Origin of the sequence: uncultured Brachyspira sp. (genome assembly GCF_934747485.1) — a bacterium.
Lineage (GTDB): Bacteria > Spirochaetota > Brachyspiria > Brachyspirales > Brachyspiraceae > Brachyspira.
The window spans coordinates 81,553-102,714 of the sequence record NZ_CAKVGN010000001.1 but is presented as its reverse complement, the minus strand read 5'-3'; the positions used below and the strand labels follow the sequence as shown (position 1 = coordinate 102,714).

The 21,162-nt window shown below is 28.0% G+C and carries 19 protein-coding genes and 1 tRNA gene; 7 read left to right on the top strand and 13 right to left on the bottom strand.

Going from position 1 to position 21,162, the window contains the following annotated elements; all coding sequences use genetic code 11:
- Positions 1 to 26: 26 nt before the first annotated feature.
- The 9 genes from Q0H31_RS00545 to Q0H31_RS00505 form a co-directional block, all read right to left on the bottom strand.
- The gene (locus tag Q0H31_RS00545) at positions 27 to 584 is read right to left on the bottom strand and encodes a TetR/AcrR family transcriptional regulator (protein WP_295294951.1); all 558 of its coding nucleotides are present in this window, start codon (positions 582 to 584) and stop codon (positions 27 to 29) included.
- A 13-nt stretch (positions 585 to 597) separates the two neighbouring features.
- Positions 598 to 1,194 (bottom strand): hypothetical protein, encoded by a 597-nt coding sequence (locus Q0H31_RS00540; RefSeq protein ID WP_295294950.1) that lies wholly within the window; start codon positions 1,192 to 1,194, stop codon positions 598 to 600.
- Positions 1,195 to 1,220: 26 nt separating this feature from the next.
- Positions 1,221 to 1,619: a YbaN family protein gene (locus Q0H31_RS00535; RefSeq protein ID WP_295294949.1), complete on the bottom strand. Its 399-nt coding sequence runs from the start codon at positions 1,617 to 1,619 to the stop codon at positions 1,221 to 1,223.
- A gap of 134 nt (positions 1,620 to 1,753) precedes the next feature.
- Positions 1,754 to 2,422 (bottom strand): hypothetical protein, encoded by a 669-nt coding sequence (locus Q0H31_RS00530; protein WP_295294948.1) that lies wholly within the window; start codon positions 2,420 to 2,422, stop codon positions 1,754 to 1,756.
- Between the two features lie 173 nt (positions 2,423 to 2,595).
- On the bottom strand, positions 2,596 to 4,326 hold the full coding sequence (locus Q0H31_RS00525; RefSeq protein ID WP_295294947.1) for a ribonuclease R family protein: 1,731 nt from the start codon (positions 4,324 to 4,326) through the stop codon (positions 2,596 to 2,598).
- A gap of 546 nt (positions 4,327 to 4,872) precedes the next feature.
- Positions 4,873 to 7,731: an AAA family ATPase gene (locus Q0H31_RS00520; RefSeq protein WP_295294946.1), complete on the bottom strand. Its 2,859-nt coding sequence runs from the start codon at positions 7,729 to 7,731 to the stop codon at positions 4,873 to 4,875.
- A gap of 446 nt (positions 7,732 to 8,177) precedes the next feature.
- Positions 8,178 to 8,618, bottom strand: coding sequence for a PepSY-like domain-containing protein (locus tag Q0H31_RS00515; RefSeq protein WP_295294945.1), 441 nt, complete (start codon positions 8,616 to 8,618; stop codon positions 8,178 to 8,180).
- A 141-nt stretch (positions 8,619 to 8,759) separates the two neighbouring features.
- The gene (gene rpsT, locus Q0H31_RS00510) at positions 8,760 to 9,023 is read right to left on the bottom strand and encodes a 30S ribosomal protein S20 (protein WP_295294944.1); all 264 of its coding nucleotides are present in this window, start codon (positions 9,021 to 9,023) and stop codon (positions 8,760 to 8,762) included.
- Between the two features lie 35 nt (positions 9,024 to 9,058).
- Positions 9,059 to 9,133 (bottom strand) — tRNA-Asp (locus tag Q0H31_RS00505).
- A gap of 193 nt (positions 9,134 to 9,326) precedes the next feature.
- On the opposite strand from Q0H31_RS00505, the gene gpmA reads away from it, so the two are divergent.
- Positions 9,327 to 10,073, top strand: coding sequence for a 2,3-diphosphoglycerate-dependent phosphoglycerate mutase (gene gpmA, locus Q0H31_RS00500; RefSeq protein ID WP_295294943.1), 747 nt, complete (start codon positions 9,327 to 9,329; stop codon positions 10,071 to 10,073).
- A 107-nt stretch (positions 10,074 to 10,180) separates the two neighbouring features.
- Here the strand turns inward: gpmA and Q0H31_RS00495 are convergent, their stop codons facing one another.
- Genes Q0H31_RS00495 through Q0H31_RS00480 form a run of 4 tightly spaced genes read right to left on the bottom strand, consistent with a single transcriptional unit; the run spans position 10,181 to position 14,496 of the window.
- Positions 10,181 to 11,428 (bottom strand): alpha-L-fucosidase, encoded by a 1,248-nt coding sequence (locus Q0H31_RS00495; protein WP_295294942.1) that lies wholly within the window; start codon positions 11,426 to 11,428, stop codon positions 10,181 to 10,183.
- A 40-nt stretch (positions 11,429 to 11,468) separates the two neighbouring features.
- A complete protein-coding gene (locus tag Q0H31_RS00490; protein ID WP_295294941.1) occupies positions 11,469 to 12,293 on the bottom strand; it encodes a carbohydrate ABC transporter permease in 825 nt (274 codons plus the stop codon).
- Positions 12,294 to 12,309: 16 nt separating this feature from the next.
- Positions 12,310 to 13,191 carry a carbohydrate ABC transporter permease gene (locus Q0H31_RS00485; protein ID WP_295294939.1) on the bottom strand — a complete coding sequence of 294 codons (882 nt, stop codon included), beginning with the start codon at positions 13,189 to 13,191 and terminating at the stop codon, positions 12,310 to 12,312.
- A 15-nt stretch (positions 13,192 to 13,206) separates the two neighbouring features.
- Positions 13,207 to 14,496: an extracellular solute-binding protein gene (locus tag Q0H31_RS00480; RefSeq protein WP_295294937.1), complete on the bottom strand. Its 1,290-nt coding sequence runs from the start codon at positions 14,494 to 14,496 to the stop codon at positions 13,207 to 13,209.
- Between the two features lie 363 nt (positions 14,497 to 14,859).
- Here Q0H31_RS00480 and lgt point away from each other — a divergent pair, with 363 nt between their 5' ends.
- The 6 genes from lgt to Q0H31_RS00450 all read left to right on the top strand — a co-directional run bounded on the left by lgt (position 14,860) and on the right by Q0H31_RS00450 (position 21,092).
- Positions 14,860 to 15,771, top strand: a complete 912-nt coding sequence (lgt, locus tag Q0H31_RS00475) for a prolipoprotein diacylglyceryl transferase (RefSeq protein ID WP_295294935.1) — start codon at positions 14,860 to 14,862, stop codon at positions 15,769 to 15,771.
- Between the two features lie 30 nt (positions 15,772 to 15,801).
- Positions 15,802 to 16,932, top strand: coding sequence for a tRNA guanosine(34) transglycosylase Tgt (gene tgt / locus Q0H31_RS00470; RefSeq protein ID WP_295294933.1), 1,131 nt, complete (start codon positions 15,802 to 15,804; stop codon positions 16,930 to 16,932).
- A gap of 73 nt (positions 16,933 to 17,005) precedes the next feature.
- The gene (locus Q0H31_RS00465) at positions 17,006 to 17,827 is read left to right on the top strand and encodes a tetratricopeptide repeat protein (RefSeq protein ID WP_013243932.1); all 822 of its coding nucleotides are present in this window, start codon (positions 17,006 to 17,008) and stop codon (positions 17,825 to 17,827) included.
- A 295-nt stretch (positions 17,828 to 18,122) separates the two neighbouring features.
- Positions 18,123 to 18,929, top strand: a complete 807-nt coding sequence (locus Q0H31_RS00460; RefSeq protein WP_295294931.1) for an amino acid ABC transporter substrate-binding protein — start codon at positions 18,123 to 18,125, stop codon at positions 18,927 to 18,929.
- A 278-nt stretch (positions 18,930 to 19,207) separates the two neighbouring features.
- Entirely contained in the window at positions 19,208 to 20,014 is an 807-nt protein-coding gene (locus Q0H31_RS00455) for an amino acid ABC transporter substrate-binding protein (protein ID WP_295294931.1), read from the top strand.
- Between the two features lie 271 nt (positions 20,015 to 20,285).
- The gene (locus tag Q0H31_RS00450) at positions 20,286 to 21,092 is read left to right on the top strand and encodes an amino acid ABC transporter substrate-binding protein (RefSeq protein ID WP_295294929.1); all 807 of its coding nucleotides are present in this window, start codon (positions 20,286 to 20,288) and stop codon (positions 21,090 to 21,092) included.
- Positions 21,093 to 21,162 lie beyond the last annotated feature (70 nt).

Genomic DNA, 21,162 nt, shown 5'->3' with positions numbered 1-21,162 from the left:
TCTTTATATATTTATTTTTTATTATATTAATAAATAGTTCTCTTAATTATCTCTCTTATAGCAGAACTATCATAATCGCCTTTCATCATAGAGCTCATTATAAATGAAAATATAGTGTCTATAAATTTATTAGCCGTAAAATTATCATCAAATGCATCGCTTCTAACTTTTTTATCATTTGAAAGAGTTTTGTATAATCCATCTTTCATATGCTTTATTATAGTGTTCATCATATTAACACCCTTATCTTTATTTTTACCAAATATCATAGAAGAGTGATAAGAAAAAAAGTTAGGGTATTTTTCATTTCCTTTCTCTAAACTTTGAAAAATTATATCAACACTATCTATAAAACTGTCAGATTCTAAACAAACATTTGCAGGGTGAAATATATCAAACCATACGCTGCCAACAACCGCAATAGTAAGTTCTTCCTTTGAGTTGAAATAGTTATATATAGAACCAACCGCTATATTTGAAGCCTTGGCAACCGAACGTATGTTTATGGCATTAAGCCCATTCTCTTTTATTAATTCTCTGCTTGCTTTTAATATATCTTCTTTTGATGTTATTATATTATTCATAAAAATACCTCAATTAAAAATAATACCTAGTACCTATACTTATTCTTCCAAATCCAATCATATTTAGCTTTCTCGGATATCCAAGTTTAGAGCCATTAATAATATCATGAAGCCCGCCTCCAAATTCTAATACTATAGAAGAATGTCTGCTTACATTAATATTAAAACCAGCTCCTCCGCCTACTTCCCAATAAAAAGGCTCTGCAAATAAAAATTTATGACTCGTATTAGAGTTAAATGATATAAATCCAAAACTTCCAAAAGCAAATCCGTATCTTGATATGCTTATCCTATCCTCATATAAATCCTTGCTGCCAAAAGTAATTTTCTGCATAAACCCTAATTCATATAAATCTGGATTATCATCATATATCTTTGAACCTACTACAGATGTATAGCTTCTCATCTCAAAATTATTATATTTGAAAATCTTAAAACCAACCTCTATATTAACACTTGTCTTTATAGTGTCTGCACTGCTGTATAACCCTATAGAAAAAAATCTGTTATCAATAGGAGATTCAATAGCATTTCTTTTCTCCTCCTCTGTGTAAATAATATCAAAAAAACTAAATACGAAAATATTAACTATAATAATATATCTATTCATAAAAAACTATCCAAATCATTATTTTATTATTCTTCTAATCCAACATTATTTTCTACTCTTTCATCATATTTTATAGTTTTTATACATATGAAAAAATATAAATATTTTACTATTATTAAAATAATTAACGCTATCCTCGCATGCAAGTTATTTACAAATATAAATGCAATTATTAGCATAATAGTTACAGGTATAAGTATGCTAAGTTTAGATTTTAAAGTCATAGATTTTGATTTAACAAAACTCTCTAAATGTTTCTTATAAAGCTTTGTTGATATAAACCAGTCATGAAACTTCTTTGAGCCCTTAGCAAAAAAGAATCCGGACAGAAGTAAAAAAGGAGCAGTAGGAAGTATCGGAATTATCACTCCTATAATGCCTATCCCCATAAATAAAAAACCTAAAACTATAAATAACACTCTCATAATTGCAGCCTTATATTGAACCTTGTTCAGTGTGCAAACAAAATAAAAGTTCAATATATTTTACTTTTCACACCTATATTGAACAATGTTCATTATAAACTATATTTTTGTTTTGTCAATAAAACAACATGTAATTATAAATGTTTTTTATTAATATTATTTCTGTCTAAAGCCTCTTTTAATAATTCTCCCTTTGGATATACCCTTTTACACATATTAATATATTTTTGATAATTTTCTTCATCTTTAGTTTTAAAATAATATTGTGAAAGCCAAATATATGATAAATACTTTTGATATTCTTCTTTAGCATTTATTAAAGCCTTATTAAAATATTCAAAAGCCTTTTTATTGCTTCCGCCTGCTATGGCTGGTGCATGCATATAGCCTACTCCTGTACCAAGAAGAGCAAAAAAGTTTTCACTGTCTTTTTCTAATATTTTTTCATATATATCTCTGCTTTTTGAACCAAAAGAAATTTTTTCTGGAAGATTGCTAAAATAAATTATATAATTCATCAACTCAGATACACTTATTAAATAATCAATATCATCAGACTTTTCATAATCATTATTTTCTTCTATAGCTTTTTTTAAATAATTATACTTCTCTTTTTCGTTAACTATAGTTTTTGAATAAACCAAATGATATATATTTTTATCTGTTTGAGATGAATTATTTTCTATTTCTTTTATATCATAATTAGCAGAATAATAACTGTTATAAAAACTGTTAATATCTTTAGAATTATATGAATATAAAAAGCATGAAAATGCTGATAATATAATAATTAAATATTTCATATACAAATCTCCTAATAAGTTTTTAAGTGAACAGTGTTCAGTTTATACAAAAAAATAAAAGCCCGAATAAATGCAGACCTTTATAATTTATTCTAAATAATTAATTATTTTTTGTCAACATTGAAAAACAAATATGTAAATAAATTATTTAAAAACTTTCATATAATTAATAATTAAAGAGAGAAATATATCTTTCCTGTTTCTATATTTGCTTTTACAACAAAAATCTTAACCATATCTCCAAGCTCATACATCTTAACTTTATCAATATAAATACTTTGCATATCCTCATAAAATCTATAATTTGCACCAACATAAGTGGATTCAATAAAACCCTCTATATCAAGTCCCTCTATCTCAACTGTAATACCATTCCTTGAAAGCAAACTAATAAAGCCGTAATATTCATCTCCAAGCCTATCTTTCATATACCTTGCAGCTTTTATTTGCCTTAAATGCCTTTCTGCCTTCTTTGATGTTCTGTCAAGCAAAGTGCATTCATCTGCTACGGACATATATTTGTTATCATCATTGATATATGTTTTTTTATCTATAATATAATCTTTTACTATTCTATGTATTGTTAAATCAACATACCTTCTTATAGGCGAAGTAAAGTAAGTATAATAATCAAAACCCAAACCAAAATGACTTTTATTAATTACACTATATGATGATGGTGTCATAGAACGCATTAAAACACCTGTAAGAAGTTTTTCTTCTGCCTTTCCTTTTATCTTTTCTAAAAAATCAATTAAATCATAATTATTTTCATCTAATTTTTTTAATTCATAGCCTTTATTATGTGCTAATATCTTAAAATTATTGAATCTGTAATTATCAGGTGCACCATGATAGCGGTATATTACCCCCTCATAATCTCTTAACTTTTTTGCTATTTCACTATTAGCCAAAAGCATTAAAGATTCTATTATAAGCATAGACTCCTTTTTCTCTTCAGCATAAAACTCTATAGGTACCCCATTATCATCTAATACTATATTAATATCATCACTCTCAAACTCTACACCTTTGCTTCTTTTTTTATGCAATATATTTTTTACTTCCAAAGCATTATTTATTAGTTCCATAAGCCAATCTTCATCATTAGCCTTTTTGTTTATAATATCTTCTACGTAATTGTATGATAATTTTTTGTCTGAGTTTATAATGCTTTTAACAAAATCGCTTTGCAAAATATTTCCGTCTTTATCTATAACACAAATTAAAGTCAAAGCAAATCTATCAGCTTTTTCATTGAGTGAAATTATTCCATTTGAAAGAATCTCTGGAAACATGTTATATACTTTATCTATTAAATAGGTTGAGTTTCCTGTTTTTTTTGCTTCTATGTCAAGAGGAGAGTCAGGTTCTATAAAGTGGCTGACATCAGAAATATGCACATACACTTTATAATTATCATCTACCCTTTCTATACTGAATGCATCGTCTAAGTCTTTTGAATGCTCTGAGTCTATTGTAACAGTTTTTAAACTCCTAAAATCAACCCTGTCAGTAGTATCATTAAAATTAGCATTGTTATTAATATTTTCTGCTAACTTCAATAAATCATCAGAAAAGTTTAATTTAATATTATAAGCATCTGCTATTATCTCTGAATCTAATTTCGCATTATCTATATTAATATTTATTTTTTTAGCGTGAACTGGAGTTTTTACGGCTTCTTTGTTGGCACTATTTGGGTTTATAAATAAATGCCCAGCTTTAGTTACTTTAAGTAAATTACTGTCGGTCTTTTGTATATATCCGTCGCTGATTGCTTTTCTTATTAAATTAGTAAGAGAAGTTTTTTCTAACGGTGTTTTGGCATTAAATTTTATAAATACGTTATAGTCCATTTGGTTTTTAGACAATTTTGCTATAAGCTCTTCTATGGTTTTCATAAATACTCTCTAAAAAATAATAATATAAAAATTATACTAAAGTGATTGCATTTTGTCAAAAATTATTTTTATAATTTTGAATACTTGCGGGGACTAGCCCCCGTACCCCCACTTCTTTTACTGGTATAAAAGAAGCAAAAGAACTTTATTTTTAAGAAATCAAGCTTTAGCTGTTACCAAAAATACATATGATATTATTTTATACATATTCCAACATATAAAGCTAAAACATTTGCACTTTTTGGTTCTTTTTGCGGCGGGAAAAAGAACAATAATTTTTTACTTAAAATTTTTCAACATAGACTAAGAATTTCATATTTAAATTTATTGTTTGTGGTGGCTTTGCCCCCACGCCCCCACTTCTTTTATTGGTATAAAAGAAGCAAAAGAACTATATTTTAAATAAATCAAGCTTTAGCTGTTTCCAAAAATACATATGATATTATTTTATATATTCCAACATATAAAGCTAAAACATTTGCACTTTTTGCGGCGGGAAAAAGTTGATTAAAAAATTACATAAAAATACAGTTAATTAATATATAACTATTCGTTTGTAACTAACTTCTCTTCGCTGCCGTTTACAGCTCCGTCTTTATCAACCTTCACTGTAAATATCTTAGATACGCCCTTCTCTTCCGCTGTAATTCCATAATAAGTATCGGCTATAGTGGCAGATACCTCATCATGCGTGATAATTAAGAATTGAGTTTTATCAGATAAGCCCTTAACCATATTCTTATATCTTATAATGTTAGCACCGTCCAAAGCAGCATCCACCTCATCGAGTATACAAAATGGACTAGGTCTATACAAAAATATAGCAAATACCAAAGCAAGCCCTGTCATAGTAAGCTCACCACCAGAGTATGACACTATGTTTTCCATTTTCTTGCCCGGCGGCTGTGCGAATATATCAATAGGACTGTTTAATAAATCTTCTTCGTTTTGTATTTTTAAGCCAGCATTACCGCCGCCAAATAATATCTTAAATGTTTCAGAGAATTTTTTGTTTATTTCGTTAAATGTTTTAAGAAAATCTTCTCCTGCCTTTTTGTTGGCATCAGCTATTATTTTTAATATCTCTTCTTTCGATTTTTCCAAATCCTCTTTTTGTTTGCTTAAAAACTCAAATCTATTTTTTGCCTCTTGATATTCATCGAGTGCCATCTCATTAATATGACCTAAATTCTTAATCTTGTCATTAATAGTGTTGAGCTTGTTTCTAAAAACTTCTTCATCAATCAAGCCTTCAGTAACAGCCTCATACTCTTTCAAATTAATAGCATTGGTTTCATAAAAATTATTATATATATCATTAATCTTATCTTTTGTCTGATTAATTCTTTCGCTTATTCTTGTAATATTCTCATTTGTTTCGTTTAACTTTTTTATATGCTTTGAATGATTAACATCAAAGTTAGATAAAGCAGATTCAGCCTTTTTAATTTCACTAGCCTTTAATCTTGCCTCACTCTCCATTTTTGTTTTTTTCTTTTCTAATTCTTTAAAATTACTTATATTATCTTTAAGCTCTTTATCTAATAATTTATAATCTTCTTCTTGTTTTTGTATCTTATCATTTAATGTTGCAAACTCTTCTTCTACAATGGCTATGCTTTTTATTATCATCTCTTTTCTATCTTCAGAAGCCTTTTTATTTGTCTCATATTTTGCTTTTGATATTGTAAGAGTAGTAAGATTAGAGTTTGACAAATTAATATTTTCTGTTGCTTTTTTTATTTCGTTGTTAAGCTCTTCTATTCTGTCAAGATTGTTTTGAATAGAAGATTCCAAAGAAGCTATCTCTTTATCTATAGCCTCCTTTTGCATATAAGTACCCTCTTTATCAAACAACAAATCAACAAACGGGTCTTTTATTTTAGTATATTCCTTAAAAATATCTTGCAAAAGTAAAGCATCTCTTTTCTCTGTATCAAGCATCTCTTTTAAATTTCTTACAAATGATGATAAAGAATTAAAACTAAGCTCATTGAGATTATCTAAAACACCGTCATCTTCAAACTCTTTTATAGTGTTCATTTTGGTGTTAATAGAACCAAGCAAGTTATTAAAACCTATATCAATATCAGCCTCATGCTTTCCTATATTCTGATAAAAACTATTACCCATTATATCTTTTTTCTTCTCATCAATCTCTGTAATTATTTTATTTATCACTTCAAGCTGTCTTTCTCTCGCATCGGCTATTTTTAAAGTATTGCTTTGATTGTTTTGAGTAAGCATTGCTATTTCATCGTTGCAGCTGGCTATTTTGTTTTGCTCGCTTGCAATATTGCTCTCTTCTACCTCTTGTTCTTTTAATGCTAACTCAATATTTTCTAATATGTTTTTTATGTCTTTATCTAATTCTAATATTTGATTTTTATCTTCTTCTATTCTTTTAGCTAATGTATTTTTTCTATTTATTGTTTCTTCTTTTTCTTTGAACTTATTTTCTAATTGTATTTTTAATTGGCTAGACATTTTTTCTATATGACCAAGCTCTGTTACTATTAATGACACCTGCTTATCAAGCTCTATAGATAAAGTTCTCGTCTCTTCAAATTTCAATAGTTCCTGCTGTTTTTGTTTATCCAAATCTAAGAGGTTCTTTTCAAGTTCTTGCTTTTTACTATTAAACTCTTCAAGATTTTTATTATAATCCTCTAAAGTAATTTTTGCCTTTTTAATCTGATTAACATTTATGCTTATGCTTATCTTTTTCTTTTCATCTATAAGCGAATAATATTTCTCTGTGCGTGCAGCTTGGTCTTTTAATGATTTATAATTTTTCTCAGCATTTTTTATATCTATCTTTACATTATCAAGGTTTCTCTCAGAGTCTTCAAGTTTTTTGGTAGCCTCTCTTCTTCTCTCAAGATATTTACTAATACCCGCAGCATTTTCTATTATATATCTTCTCTCTTCAGGTTTTTGTTTGGCAATCTCAGAAACTGTTCCTTGTTTAATTACAGAATAGGCATTTTTTCCAAGTCCTGTATCAAGAAACATATCCACTATATCTTTAAGCCTAACCTGCTCATCATTGATATAATATTCTGATAAACCCTTTCTATAATACTTCCTTGTAACTATTATCTCATCTTTATCATATTTTTTTATCCATCTTGAAGTATTATCTAAAGTTAAAGCTACTTGAGCCAAAGAAGATGGTTTTCTGGTATCTGTACCATGAAATATAACACTCTCAAGCCCTTTGGAACTGTCTATTCTTAATCTGCTTGCAGACTGCTCTCCCATTACCCATAAAAAGGCCTCTACTATATTACTCTTACCTATACCATTAGGTCCAAGCACTACAGTAACACCCTCATTAAACTCTATATTAGTTTCTATGGCAAATGATTTGAATCCGTGCAAATTAAGATTCTTTATATACATTTTCTTTCCTATTTTTCTATATATACTAATTGTTATTTACAATTTTATAATAATTATCGTCATCTACAATAATTAATTACAGTATAAATACTAAAACATTATAACAATCGTGTTAAAAAAAAGCAATGAATTTATATATAACTAAAAATGATTACATTTTACTAATTAAATATTTTTTTAATAAGTTATCAGCTTTTTGCTGCTATGAAAACGCAGATACTCTCGTTGGTCTCTGTGCGGCTTCATTAAAAGATTGCAAAAAATGCATATATTAAATATAAGCTAATACTATAATTATATAAAAAAATAAAATATTAATAAAAATATATATAAAAAATAAATCTTTCAACGAAATAAACTTAATAACAAAAAATATATTTAACTATATAAAATACTAAAAAGAACAACAAAATGCAATCAATTCATATGTAAAGCATAAATTGATTTTACTCTTCTTCTAAATTCTTTTTAGATACTATAATTCCATAGCCTGTAATTTGTAATTCTACATTATTATTAAGCACAACAGTAAAAAACTTATTTTCTCTCGTTATAGAAGTTATTTTTGAGGAAGGATATTCATTATCTATTACTTTAACCATGCTTCTATGTATACAGCTTCTTGGTATTCCGTTTGGGTTATTTTCTAAATTGTCTATTTTAATGCTTTTCCAAAGTCCGCTTTGATAAAATATGATATTAAAACCCAATTTAGTATTAACTTCATATCCTCCGCCATTTTGATACAAACTAACAGTATCTACAGTATCACCTTCTAAATTAAGATTAATAAAATTTTTAGCTTGAAGCGGCAAAGAAGCCTCTGTGATGCTTTGTGTATATAAAAATGAATACAAAATTATAAAAAACAATAAAACTTTTTTCATATAACAAAAAATGAATATATATTTATATTATATATTCGTATTTTATCTATTTTAATTTAATATATATTATATAAAAATTAAGGCTACAGCAAAAAGCCATAGCCTCAATATGAACACACAACTTGAGAATTATCTTAAAAATTATTTCAAAGCGTTAATTTTCTTCATCATTTCAGATTTTTTAACGCTAGCTCTGTTACTATGAATAACAGATTTTCTAGCAGCTTTATCTAAAGCACTAGCATATTTATTAAATTCAGCTATAGAAGCATTTTTATCATTAGCATCAATAGACTTTAATACTTTCTTTTTTTGAGTATTTAAAAAGCTTTTTATTTTTCTGTTATAAAGATTTCTCGTAACATTTTGTCTTAATCTTTTAGAAGCGGATCTTATATTAGGCATTCATTACTCCAGTGAAAAATAGTTAAAATAAAAATCGGAGTTAACGGGGCTCGAACCCGCGACCTCCTGCGTGACAGGCAGGCGCTCTAACCAAACTGAGCTACAACTCCAAAAAACTTTTTAAGTTTAATTATTATACTACAAACATATTTTTTGTCAAGTGCAAAATTCTTTTTTTACAAACAATTTAAAAATATTTAAAATAAACTTTCATAAATAATAAATATTTAATTAAGATTTTTTGATTTTTTATACTTTTAACTATATAATAAATAAAAATACACTTTTATAAGGAGTTCATTAATGACTAAAGTTGTTTTAATAAGACATGGGGAAAGTGTTTGGAATAAAGAAAACCTTTTTACTGGTTGGGCTGATGTTACTTTATCAGAAAAAGGTATTGAAGAAGCTAAATCTGGCGGAGTAGAACTTAAAAAAGCTGGTTTTACTTTTGATAAGGCTTATACTTCTACACTTACTCGTGCAATCAAAACTCTAAACTTAGTATTAGAAGAAATGGGACTTTTATGGATACCTGTAGAAAAATGCTGGCAGCTTAATGAAAGACATTATGGTGCTTTACAGGGATTAAACAAATCTCAAACTGCTGAAAAATATGGTGAAGACCAAGTAAAAATATGGAGAAGAAGTTATGATACTCCGCCTCCTGCTTTAGAAAAATCTGATGAAAGATATCCCGGAAATGACCCTCGCTACAAAAGCTTATCTGAAAAAGAACTTCCTCTTACAGAATGTTTAAAAGATACTGTTGCAAGAGTTGTTCCTTTCTGGGAAAATGTTATACTTCCAGATATTAAAGCAGGTAAAAAAATTATAATCGCTGCTCACGGAAACAGCTTAAGAGCATTAGTTAAATATTTAGATAATATTTCTGATGCTGACATCACAGAGCTTAATATACCTACTGGAATGCCTTTAGTTTATGAACTTGATGATAACTTCAAAGCTGTTAATAAACAGTATTTAGGAGACCCTGAAGCTGTTAAAAAAGCTATGGAAGCTGTAGCTAATCAAGGCAAGAAAAAATAATTATTAGTTTTTTAATTAAATATTTTATAAAAGCAGTTAATTATTTTCTATAAACACAGAAAATAATCAGCTGCTTTTTTATACAATTTATTAAAGAATTATAAATTTTATCCTACTATAGGTTCAAATATAGGATACTGTTCTTCTAATTCGAGACAAACACAATAATTATATTTATCATACATATCTTTAGGTAAATCAACTTCTATTACACTATTTCCTTCGCAGGCTTTTAAACAATCACATTTTAATTCTCTTTTATCTTTAAGAACATAAGCTTTTTTTACTTTATTTTTTACATTTAGAAGCTCTATATATTTTATAGGGGATAATACATGAACAAACAGCTTATAATCTTTTTGAGTAAATTGAGCCCATTCCAATTCATACGGATATATATCAACTTTCTTGCTTGCAAATATAGCTTCTTCATTATCCTTTACATATTTTCCTACAGTGTCTAATATATCTATACTTTCTTTAGGCACATTGCCCAAACTATCAGGACCAATATTAAGAAGATAGTTTCCGCCTCTGCTTACAATTTTTAAAAGTATCCTTATAATATCATTAGGGTTTTTCCAATTATGATCATCTTTTTTAAATCCCCAAGTATCATTCAAAGTAGCAGGTATTTCCCAATCTCCATCATAAGGAAGCCTAGGTATAAAATTATCACCTGTTGTCATATATTCGCCTATTTGATTGCCTATTCTTCCGCTTACTATACAATTAGGCTGTATTGATTTTACTAAATCATATAATGATTTGCTTTGTTCTGGGGTGCTTTCCATTGGAGTATCAAACCATATTAAAGCTATCTCTCCATATTCTGTCAATATTTCTTTTAACTGAGGTTTTACTTTATGGTCTAAATAATACTGATAATCCTTTTTTGAATTATCTTTACCAGCCATAAGTCCATTAGGGTCATGCCAATCCTGTGCTTGAGAATAATATAATCCTAATTTCATAGAATGTTTTTCGCATGCTAATTGCAGCTGTTTTAATATGTCTTTTTTATATGGTGTTGCTTTTACAACATTATAGCTGCTGCATTTAGAATCATACATAGCAAAACCTTCATGATGTTTGGAGGTAAATACAATATATTTCATTCCCCAATCTTTAGCTTTTTTCACTATATATTCAGCATCAAAATTTACAGGATTAAATTCAGCTGCTAACTTCTCATATTCCTCTACAGGTATATTTAAACTATTCATTATCCATTCGCCTATTCTCTCAGTTTTTTTACCTTTATATTCTCCCGCTAATATAGAGTATAATCCCCAATGTATAAATAAACCGAACTTAGCATCTTTAAACCATTGCTGTTTAGTATCTTTAATCATTTTTAGTTCTCCTATAATTTGTAATTTTTTATTTTAATTTTTAACCTTTAATAGAACCAGCCATCATACCAGCCTGAACTTTTTCATGGAAGAATATATATAATACAAGCATAGGAAGAACGGCTATAATTATGCACGCAAATATAGGTCCTAATCTCTGCTGATATCCGCCTGAAAAAGCAAGCATAGACCTAGCTACAGTATATTTAGACTCATCTGTAAATAATATCATAGAAAAAATCAACTCTCCATATCCTGCTATAAAAGCTAATATAGCCTCTGTAGAAATGATTGGTATTGATACAGGATACAATATTCTAAATAATAATTGAAAATCATTACATCCATCTATAATAGCAGCCTCATCTATTTCCTTGTCTATTCCATCTAAATATCCAGTAAATAAAAACACTGCCTGTGATAATCCGAAAGCTACATAAACTAATATTATAAACCAATATGTATTTTTACCATTAAGTATAGTAGAAAGGCTTGATATAGGTATTATAGTACAATGTACAGGTATCATAACGCCTACAACAAATAATAAATATATTAATGATTTATATTTAAACTTTTTTCTTGATAAAATATATGCAGTAAACATTCCTATTACTATAGTTAGTGCTGTAGATATTATCGCAATAAAAATAGAATTTAATATACCCCTTCCTATTTTTGCCACAGTAAAAGCATCTGTATAATTTTGCCAAATCCACTCTTTGGGCAATGAGAACATACTTAAATATATTCCATTATTGTCTTTAAATGAAGAGAGTAAAGTAATAGCAAGAGGAAATAAAGTTGTTATACCCCATAATATAGCAAAAGCATAAGCTCCGTATTTAAACATTTTTCTGCTCATTTATAATCCTCCGCAATTATTCTTCTTTTTTGAATAAAGTTTTTGTCAATAAAAAACTCAATATAATACCTAACAGCAGCAGTATTACTCCTATGGCACTGCTTGTACCAAAAGATTTAAAAGTAAATGCTTCATTATATAATAATGTGGCAGGTACTTCTGAAGTTCTGTTTGGTCCGCCCTTGGTCATAGCCCAAACTAAATCAAAAACCTTTAAACATCCTGTAATACACAATATAGAAAATATTTTAAAAGATTCTTTAGATAAAGGTATAGAAATGTATATTAATTTTTTAATGCCCGTACATCCGTCTAATTCAGCAGACTCATAAATAGAATTAGGTATAGCTATTAAACCTGCAGCAAATATAAGCATATTATACCCTGCATAAGTCCACTCGTTTACAAGAACAATAGACCATATATTTAAAGTAGGAGTAGAAAGCCATTCTTTTGCTAAAAAATCTAACCCTATTGCTTTTAATATAACATTTAAAGCACCATAAGTAGGATTTAATATATATACCCACATTAAAGCTATTGCTGTACCTGAAAGCATAATAGGCATAAAAAATGAAGTTTTCATTAATTTTGTACCTCTTAGCTTGGAAGTAATAAGTAATGCTAAAATGAATGATAAAGGCATTAATATTAAAAAACCGCCTATCATAAAATAGAATGAATTTAATAATGCTTTAAAAAAACTAGGACTTTTTAAAACATTTATAAAATTATTTAACCCTACAAATTTTAAAGGAGAGCCAAATATCCCTTTCCAGCTGAAAAAAGATAAATATATTGTATTTAAAACAGGATATATTATTAAACCAAAAAATATTATCAAAGCTGGAGCTAAAAATAATATAATTATAAAGGTGTCCTTTCTTTTTTTATTCATAAATTATCCTATTTTTTATTGATTCAAACGTTCTACAATTTGTTTTCCGCACTCTTCAGGAGTATTTCCCATACCTAATCCTTGCAAAGCATTTCTAACAGAGTCTAACATATGTGAAGCAGGGTCAGAATTTTGAACATCTGAGCCTAATGCCTCATAGCTGTTTAATATTTTAAATACTTCATCTAAAACAGGATTCTCAGGTGCATTTTCTGAAGGAGTAAATTTAACAGGAGGTATAGCAGCAGCTACTTCATTTAATCCTCTGAAATATTCTTCTGATGTAATATATTTTAAAAACTTTATAGATGCTTCTATTTCTTCTTCAGATTTATTTAATTTAGAAATATATAGCATATCTGAAGCTCCGCCTTGAGCATGTGTTTTATATTGAGGGTTAATATATGGGAATGGAACAACACCTATTTTATTATATATATCCTTTCCTACAGTTTCTAATACATACCAAGAACCATTCCACATCATAGCAGATTTTTCTGATTCAAATGAAGCTACCTCTGTACCATAATCTGTATTTAATATATCTGTACCTAAATATCCTTTTCCTAACATATCATAAATCTTTTGATAAGTACTTATCATCTCAGGGCTGTCATAAGATAAAGTTCTATCAGCAAGCTTTTTGGCAGCACCTACTCCTAATGTCTTATATACTATATTATTATGCAAATGTCCCAATCTCCAAATATCTTTTTCGCCTGCTTGGAAAGGCTTAATACCAGCCTGTTTTAATTTTTCGCATACTGCCAATAATTGCTCATAAGTTTCAGGAGGAGTCAAACCGTTTTTAGCAAAAATATCTTTATTATAATAAAGTAATATAGTATATGACTTGAAAGGTACTCCCCAAATTCCATCATAATCATCATATTTCAAATCACTGAAAAGAGAAGCATAAAAACTGTCATACCAAGCTTTATCTGTATCAAAATATGTCTGTATATTTACTAAAGCATCTGCCTCTAAATAATCTTTAACTCTTGAACCGCCGTATTCAAGAAAAATATTAGGAGTATCCCCATTAGCAAAAGAAACCCTCAACTTATCCAAATAATTGGCTTCCTGAACAACATAATCTGTAACCACTTTTACACCATTGCTCATATTATTAAACTCTTCTACTTTCTGTCTGAAATAAACCTCATCCGGACTTTCAGAACCGTATCTTGTAAATACTTGAATAATAATACTGCCATCTTCAGCTACATTTTTTGATGACTTGTTACAAGAGATTGCAAGAAACACACTCGTTAAAACAAATAAATAAAACACTATTCTTTTCATATTATTTTCCTATTAAAAAATATAATATACTAAATTAGCATATAAATATAATTACAAATGTCAATAAATATATAATTTTTTTAATTCAAAAAACATTTAATCTCTAAAAAAATAATTAATGAACTAAAATTTTGATGTTTGTTTCATAAATATAAAATTATAAACTCTAATAATTTGAAATAACATATTATAGCAAAATATTTTATAACATATATATATTAATAAAACTATAATTTACAGATAATATTTTTTATTTTTATAATATAAAAATTATATGTATTCAAAATTATTATATCCTTGATTTTTTAGTGCATAACATATAATATAAAAATTAAAATAAATTGATAATGATAAGGAAAATTGATGAAATACCCTGAATTTTTTACTCCGTTTGTATTTCCAGAAAATATACCAGTGCTTGGTGCTATTAGATGGTATGGACTTATGTATATAGTAGGCATTGCAGTTTCTTGCTTGATACTTAATCATTTAGAAAAAAAAGGCTGGATTAAATTTAACAACTCAAAAGACGGCGGAGCTTATGATATGGTTTTTTATGCCGCTGTGGGAGCTATAGTAGGTGCTAGAGTTGGATATTTTTTACTTTACTCACCTTCTTCTTTTTTAAAGCCTTGGGAGATATTAGGTTTTAATCTTGATAATGGAATTACTTTTTTAGGTTTTGCTGGAATGTCTTTTCATGGCGGACTTATAGGAATGATTATTGGAGGGTATATATTCAGCAAAAAATATAAATATGAATTTTTAAATATAGCAGACCATGCAACACTTCCTTCAAGTTTCGCTTTGTTTTTTGGAAGAATAGGCAATTTTATGAATGCAGAGCTTTACGGCAGAGTTACAGATTCACCGCTTGGAATGATATTTCCAGATTATGATACTGTTGGAGGATATGAAAATTGGAAGGAATTAATACCTGCAATTAGACCATATACAGAATTAAGATACCCTTCGCAATTATATGAAGCATTTCTTGAAGGTTTAGTTCTTGCTTTAGTTTCTTATATAATATTAGCATTAAGCCAAAAAAACAAAAATATAAGAAAAGGTACAAGGCTATTTGTATGGATATTTTTATATGGACTTTTTAGAGCTGTAATAGAGCAGTTTTTTAGAGATGTTACAGAATGGACTATAGACAATATCACATCTGGGGCAATATATTCTATAATAATGATGATAGTATCTTTAATAATGCTTGTATATATTTACACAAAAAAGCCAAATACAAAAACATCAAAAACAAAAAAATAACTAATTAAAATAATTAAATAAAGGTTTATTATGTCATTTTCTTTTGAAGTATTAAAAAACTCTAATCAAACACATGCGAGACTTGGTAAAATAGAAGTTAATGGTGTTGTAATAGATACGCCTGTTTTTATGCCTGTAGGAACTAAAGCTACAGTAAAGGCATTAACCCCTGCTATGATAGAAGAAACAGAAAGTAAGATTATACTTGCTAATACTTATCATTTAGTTTTAAAGCCTGGTTTAGAGGTGATAAAAAAGTTTGGCGGTGTAAAAAAGTTTATGAATTGGAAAGGGGCAATGCTTACAGATTCTGGTGGTTTTCAGGTATTTTCACTTGCTCAGCTAAGAAAAATTACCGATGAAGGAGTTGAGTTTAGGTCTCATATAGACGGCTCAAAATATTTCTTTACTCCAAGAAGTGTGATGGAGGCAGAGCATATTATAGGTGCTGATTTTATAATGAGTTTTGATGAATGCTGTAAGGCAGATGCTGATTATAATTATGCTAAAGAGGCAATGCTTAGAACTCATAAATGGGCTAAAGAATGCAAAGAATATCATGACAGCACACCTAACAGTGAATATCAATACTTAGGCGGTATAATACAGGGCGGAATGTTTGATGATTTGAGAAAAGAAAGTGCTGAAACTTTGGTTAATATGGACTTTCCTTTTTATTCTATTGGGGGGCTTTCTGTTGGAGAGACTCCGGAAAAAATGCATGAAGTGCTTTCTAAAGTTATGCTATATACAAACAAGCAAAAACCTCGTTATTTAATGGGGGTGAGTGAGCCTCGTGATATACTTAATGCTGTAATGGAAGGCATTGATATGTTTGACTGCGTGATGCCTACTAGAAATGCTAGAAATGGTGAAGCTTTTACTATGAATGGGGTTGTGAGGATTAGAAACTCAAAATATAGAATGGACGATACTGTGTTAGAAGAAGGCTGCGACTGCTATACTTGTAAAAATTTCTCTAAAGCTTATCTTAATCATCTTGACAAATCGCATGAAATACTGTTTTCTATACTCATGACTATACACAATATAAGATTTATGCAGAGATTTATGAAAGATTTAAGAGCTTCAATAGAAAATGATAATTTTAGCGAATATAGAAATACTATGATGAAAAAATTTTACGATAATGAACAATAATGATTTTTTAAAGGAGGAGGAAATAAAAATTATTAGTAATATTTTAATATAATAATTTTTATTGTTATATATTATGGCAAAAGATTATAGCGAACAGATAAAAAAATATAATGAAATATTAAATAATAACCCTAATGATATTAACGCCCTCACTTCTTTAGCAAGAATATATATAAAAGAAAACAAATTAAATGAGGCTGAAAAATATTATAATAAAATATTAGAAAACAATTCTGATAATACTGAAGCTTTGTATATTATAGGTTTTATTAATATGCAAAGAAATAATTATAAAAAAGCAATAGAGAATTTTATTAAATTAATAGAACTTGGCATAGATAATTCTTTTATATATGAATATTTATCTATAATGGATAAAAACAACAGAGAAACATTTTTAAATAAAGCAATAGAAAAGCATAATACAGACAAATTAAGAAAAAAAGATTATGAAAGAATATCATATATGGCTTATCAAAGCTACAAATGGAGAATGTATGACTTTGCTTTGCATTATGCTGAGCTTGCCTATTCAATAAAGCAAACTAATGATATTATAAACCTTCTTGGCTGTATTTGTTTTTATAAAGGAGAATATGACAAAGCACTTTCATATTTTCATGAGCTTAATTTTAATTGCAATAAAACAAATATATATGCATTATGCAATATTGCTTCTTGTTACAGAAAGAAAAACAGCAATAATATGGCTATAAAATATTTAGATAAAGCAAAAGAATTAGATGATAGTAATAAATTAATATATTTTAACATAGGAACTATATACGATAAACTTGGAAATAGAAAATCAGCATTAGAAAACTTCAACAAAGCTATAGAGATAGATTCTAATTATACTGAAGCAATAGATGCCAAAAACTTAATATCTATATAATTTTTTTATAAAAATTTAATAAAAAAACATAAAAATATATATAATGTCTATTGACATTTTTATAAATAGTATTACAATTAATAGTAAGAAAATCAAATTAGGAGATAAAAATGAATAAGATGTATTTTTCTACACTTCAATTATCACAATTCTCTTCTCCTAAACATCACCATCATCATCAATAATCATTTCTTTAATAAACAAATATAAAAAACAATTTTAAAAACATTATTTTTTTATTACGTTTATATAGATTAATTTTAAAAAAAATTATTTAACTTAGGAGGAAAAAACTATGAAACGTATATTAATTTTATTTTCTATGATTATTTTTGCTATATCTTGTTCAAAAACAGAAACGCAAAACACACAAGCAGGAGCTGACAATTCTTTACAAAAAGTAAAAGAGAGCGGCAAATTGATATTAGGTTTAGATGACACTTTTGCCCCTATGGGTTTTAGAGATGAAGCTGGAAATGTAGTTGGTTTTGATATTGATTTAGCTCAGGAAGTTGCTAATCGTTTAGGAGTAAAATTAGAAGTTAAGCCTATAGATTGGGCAAGCGGTATATTAAGCTTAAACAAAGGAGATGTTGATATGTTATGGAACGGCTTTACAATTAATGAAAGCAGAAAACAACAAATTAATTTCTCTAAGCCATATCTTAATAACAGACTTATAATAGTAAAATCTTCCGACAGAACAGATATTAACAGCAAAGAAGATTTGAAAGGAAAAGTTTTAGGTGTACAGGTTGGAAGCAATCAGGAAGCATTAGAAGCTGACCCTATTAGCAAAGAGGCTAAAGAGGTTAGACCTTATGATGTTAATGTTAATGCTTTCTTAGATTTACAAGCTAAGAGAATAGATGTTGTTGTAATAGATGAAGTAGCAGCACGTTATTATATAGCTGAAGAAAATGTTAATTTTGAGGTTGTAGAAAATAGCCCATTAACTGAAGAGCTTTATGGTATAGGTTTTAGAAAAAATGATGTAGAATTATTAAATGCTGTTGACAAAGCTTTAGATGATATGAGAGCTGATGGAAAAGCAGCAGAGATTTCTACTAAATGGTTTGGTAAAGACATCGTTGTAAAATAACAAAAAATTAATGGGGGCTAAAAAACAATATAAAGCCTCCATTAAATAAATAATAAAAAAACAAATAATTCAAAAAAATAGGAGATAAAAAAATGAATAACAGCAAATGCTTTTTCAAAGTTCAATTCTTAAAACAATATTCTCCTAAACATCATCATCATCAATAATAATCATTTCTTTTATAAACAACTTTAAATTTTAAAAACATTATTTTTTTTATTACGTTTATATAGATTAATTTTAAAAAAAACAATTATTTAACTTAGGAGGAAAAAACTATGAAACGTATATTAATTTTATTTTCTATGATTATTTTTGCTATATCTTGTTCAAAAACAGAAACGCAAAACACACAAGCAGGAGCTGACAATTCTTTACAAAAAGTAAAAGAGAGCGGCAAATTGATATTAGGTTTAGATGACACTTTTGCCCCTATGGGTTTTAGAGATGAAGCTGGAAATGTAGTTGGTTTTGATATTGATTTAGCTCAGGAAGTTGCTAATCGTTTAGGAGTAAAATTAGAAGTTAAGCCTATAGATTGGGCAAGCGGTATATTAAGCTTAAACAAAGGAGATGTTGATATGTTATGGAACGGCTTTACAATTAATGAAAGCAGAAAACAACAAATTAATTTCTCTAAGCCATATCTTAATAACAGACTAATAATAGTAAAATCTTCCGACAGAACAGATATTAACAGCAAAGAAGATTTGAAAGGAAAAGTGTTAGGTGTACAGGTTGGAAGCAATCAAGAGGCATTAGAAGCTGACCCTATAAGCAAAGAAGCTAAAGAAGTTAGACCTTATGATGTTAATGTTAATGCTTTTTTAGATTTACAAGCTAAGAGAATCGATGTTGTTGTAATAGATGAAGTGGCAGCACGTTATTATATAGCTGAAGAGAATGTTAATTTTGAAGTTGTAGAAAATAGCCCATTAACTGAAGAGCTTTATGGTATAGGTTTTAGAAAAAATGATGTAGAATTATTGAATGCTGTTGACAAGGCTTTAGATGATATGAGAGCTGATGGAAAGGCAGCAGAGATTTCTACTAAATGGTTTGGTAAAGACATTGTTGTAAAATAACAAAAAATTAATGGGGGCTAAAAAAATAATATAAAGCCTCCATTAAACAAATAATAAATAAAAACATATAGGAGATTAAAAATGAATAACATCAAATGCTTTTTCAAAGTTCAATTCTTAAAACAATATTCTCCTAAACATCATCATCATCATTAATAATTTCTTTTTATTATATAAACTTATATAAACATCAATTTTAAAACAACATTATATTTATTAAAAATTTATTTAAAAATTATAATTTAAAAAATTAAAATAACAGGAGAAGACTATGAAACGTATAATAACTTTATTCTTTATATTTATTTTTGCTTTATCTTGTTCAAAAACTCAAACACAAAATACAGAAGCGGATAATTCTCTGCAAAAAGTAAAAGAGAATGGAAAACTTGTATTAGGTTTAGATGACACTTTTGCCCCTATGGGTTTTAGAGATGAAGAAGGAAATATAGTTGGTTTTGATATAGACTTAGCCAAAGAAGTTGCAAACCGCCTCGGGGTGGAGTTGGTGGCTAAACCTGTAGATTGGTCTAGCGTCGTATTGAGCTTAAAGAAAGGCGATGTTGATGTGGTATGGAATGGATTTGCTATTAATGAAACTAGAAAAGAGCAAGTTAATTTTACTAAACCATATCTTAATAACAGACTTATGATAGTGAAAAATGCAGATAGGGCTGATATTAAAACTAAAGATGATTTAAAAGGAAAAATATTAGGAGTACAAACAGGAAGCAGCAATTATGAATCATTAGAAGCTGACCCTATAAGCAAAGAAGCTAAAGAAGTTAGACAATATGATATTTATGCTAATGCTTTTTTAGATTTAGAGGCTAAGAGAATAGATGCTGTAGTGGTAGATGAAATAGTAGGACGCTATTATATATCTAAAGAAAAAGCTGATTTTGAAGTATTGGAAGATAATCCTATTACATCTCAATATCTTAGTGTTGGGCTTAGAAAAACAGATACAGAATTATTAAATGCTATTGATAAAGCTTTAGATGATATGAGAGCTGATGGAAAGGCTTCTGAAATATCTACTAAATGGTTCGGAAAAGATATATTTATAAAAGGATAATTACTAAAAATTAGAACAGAGGCAATAAAATCCTCTGTTCTAAAAATTAATTTATATAAAAAACGATAAA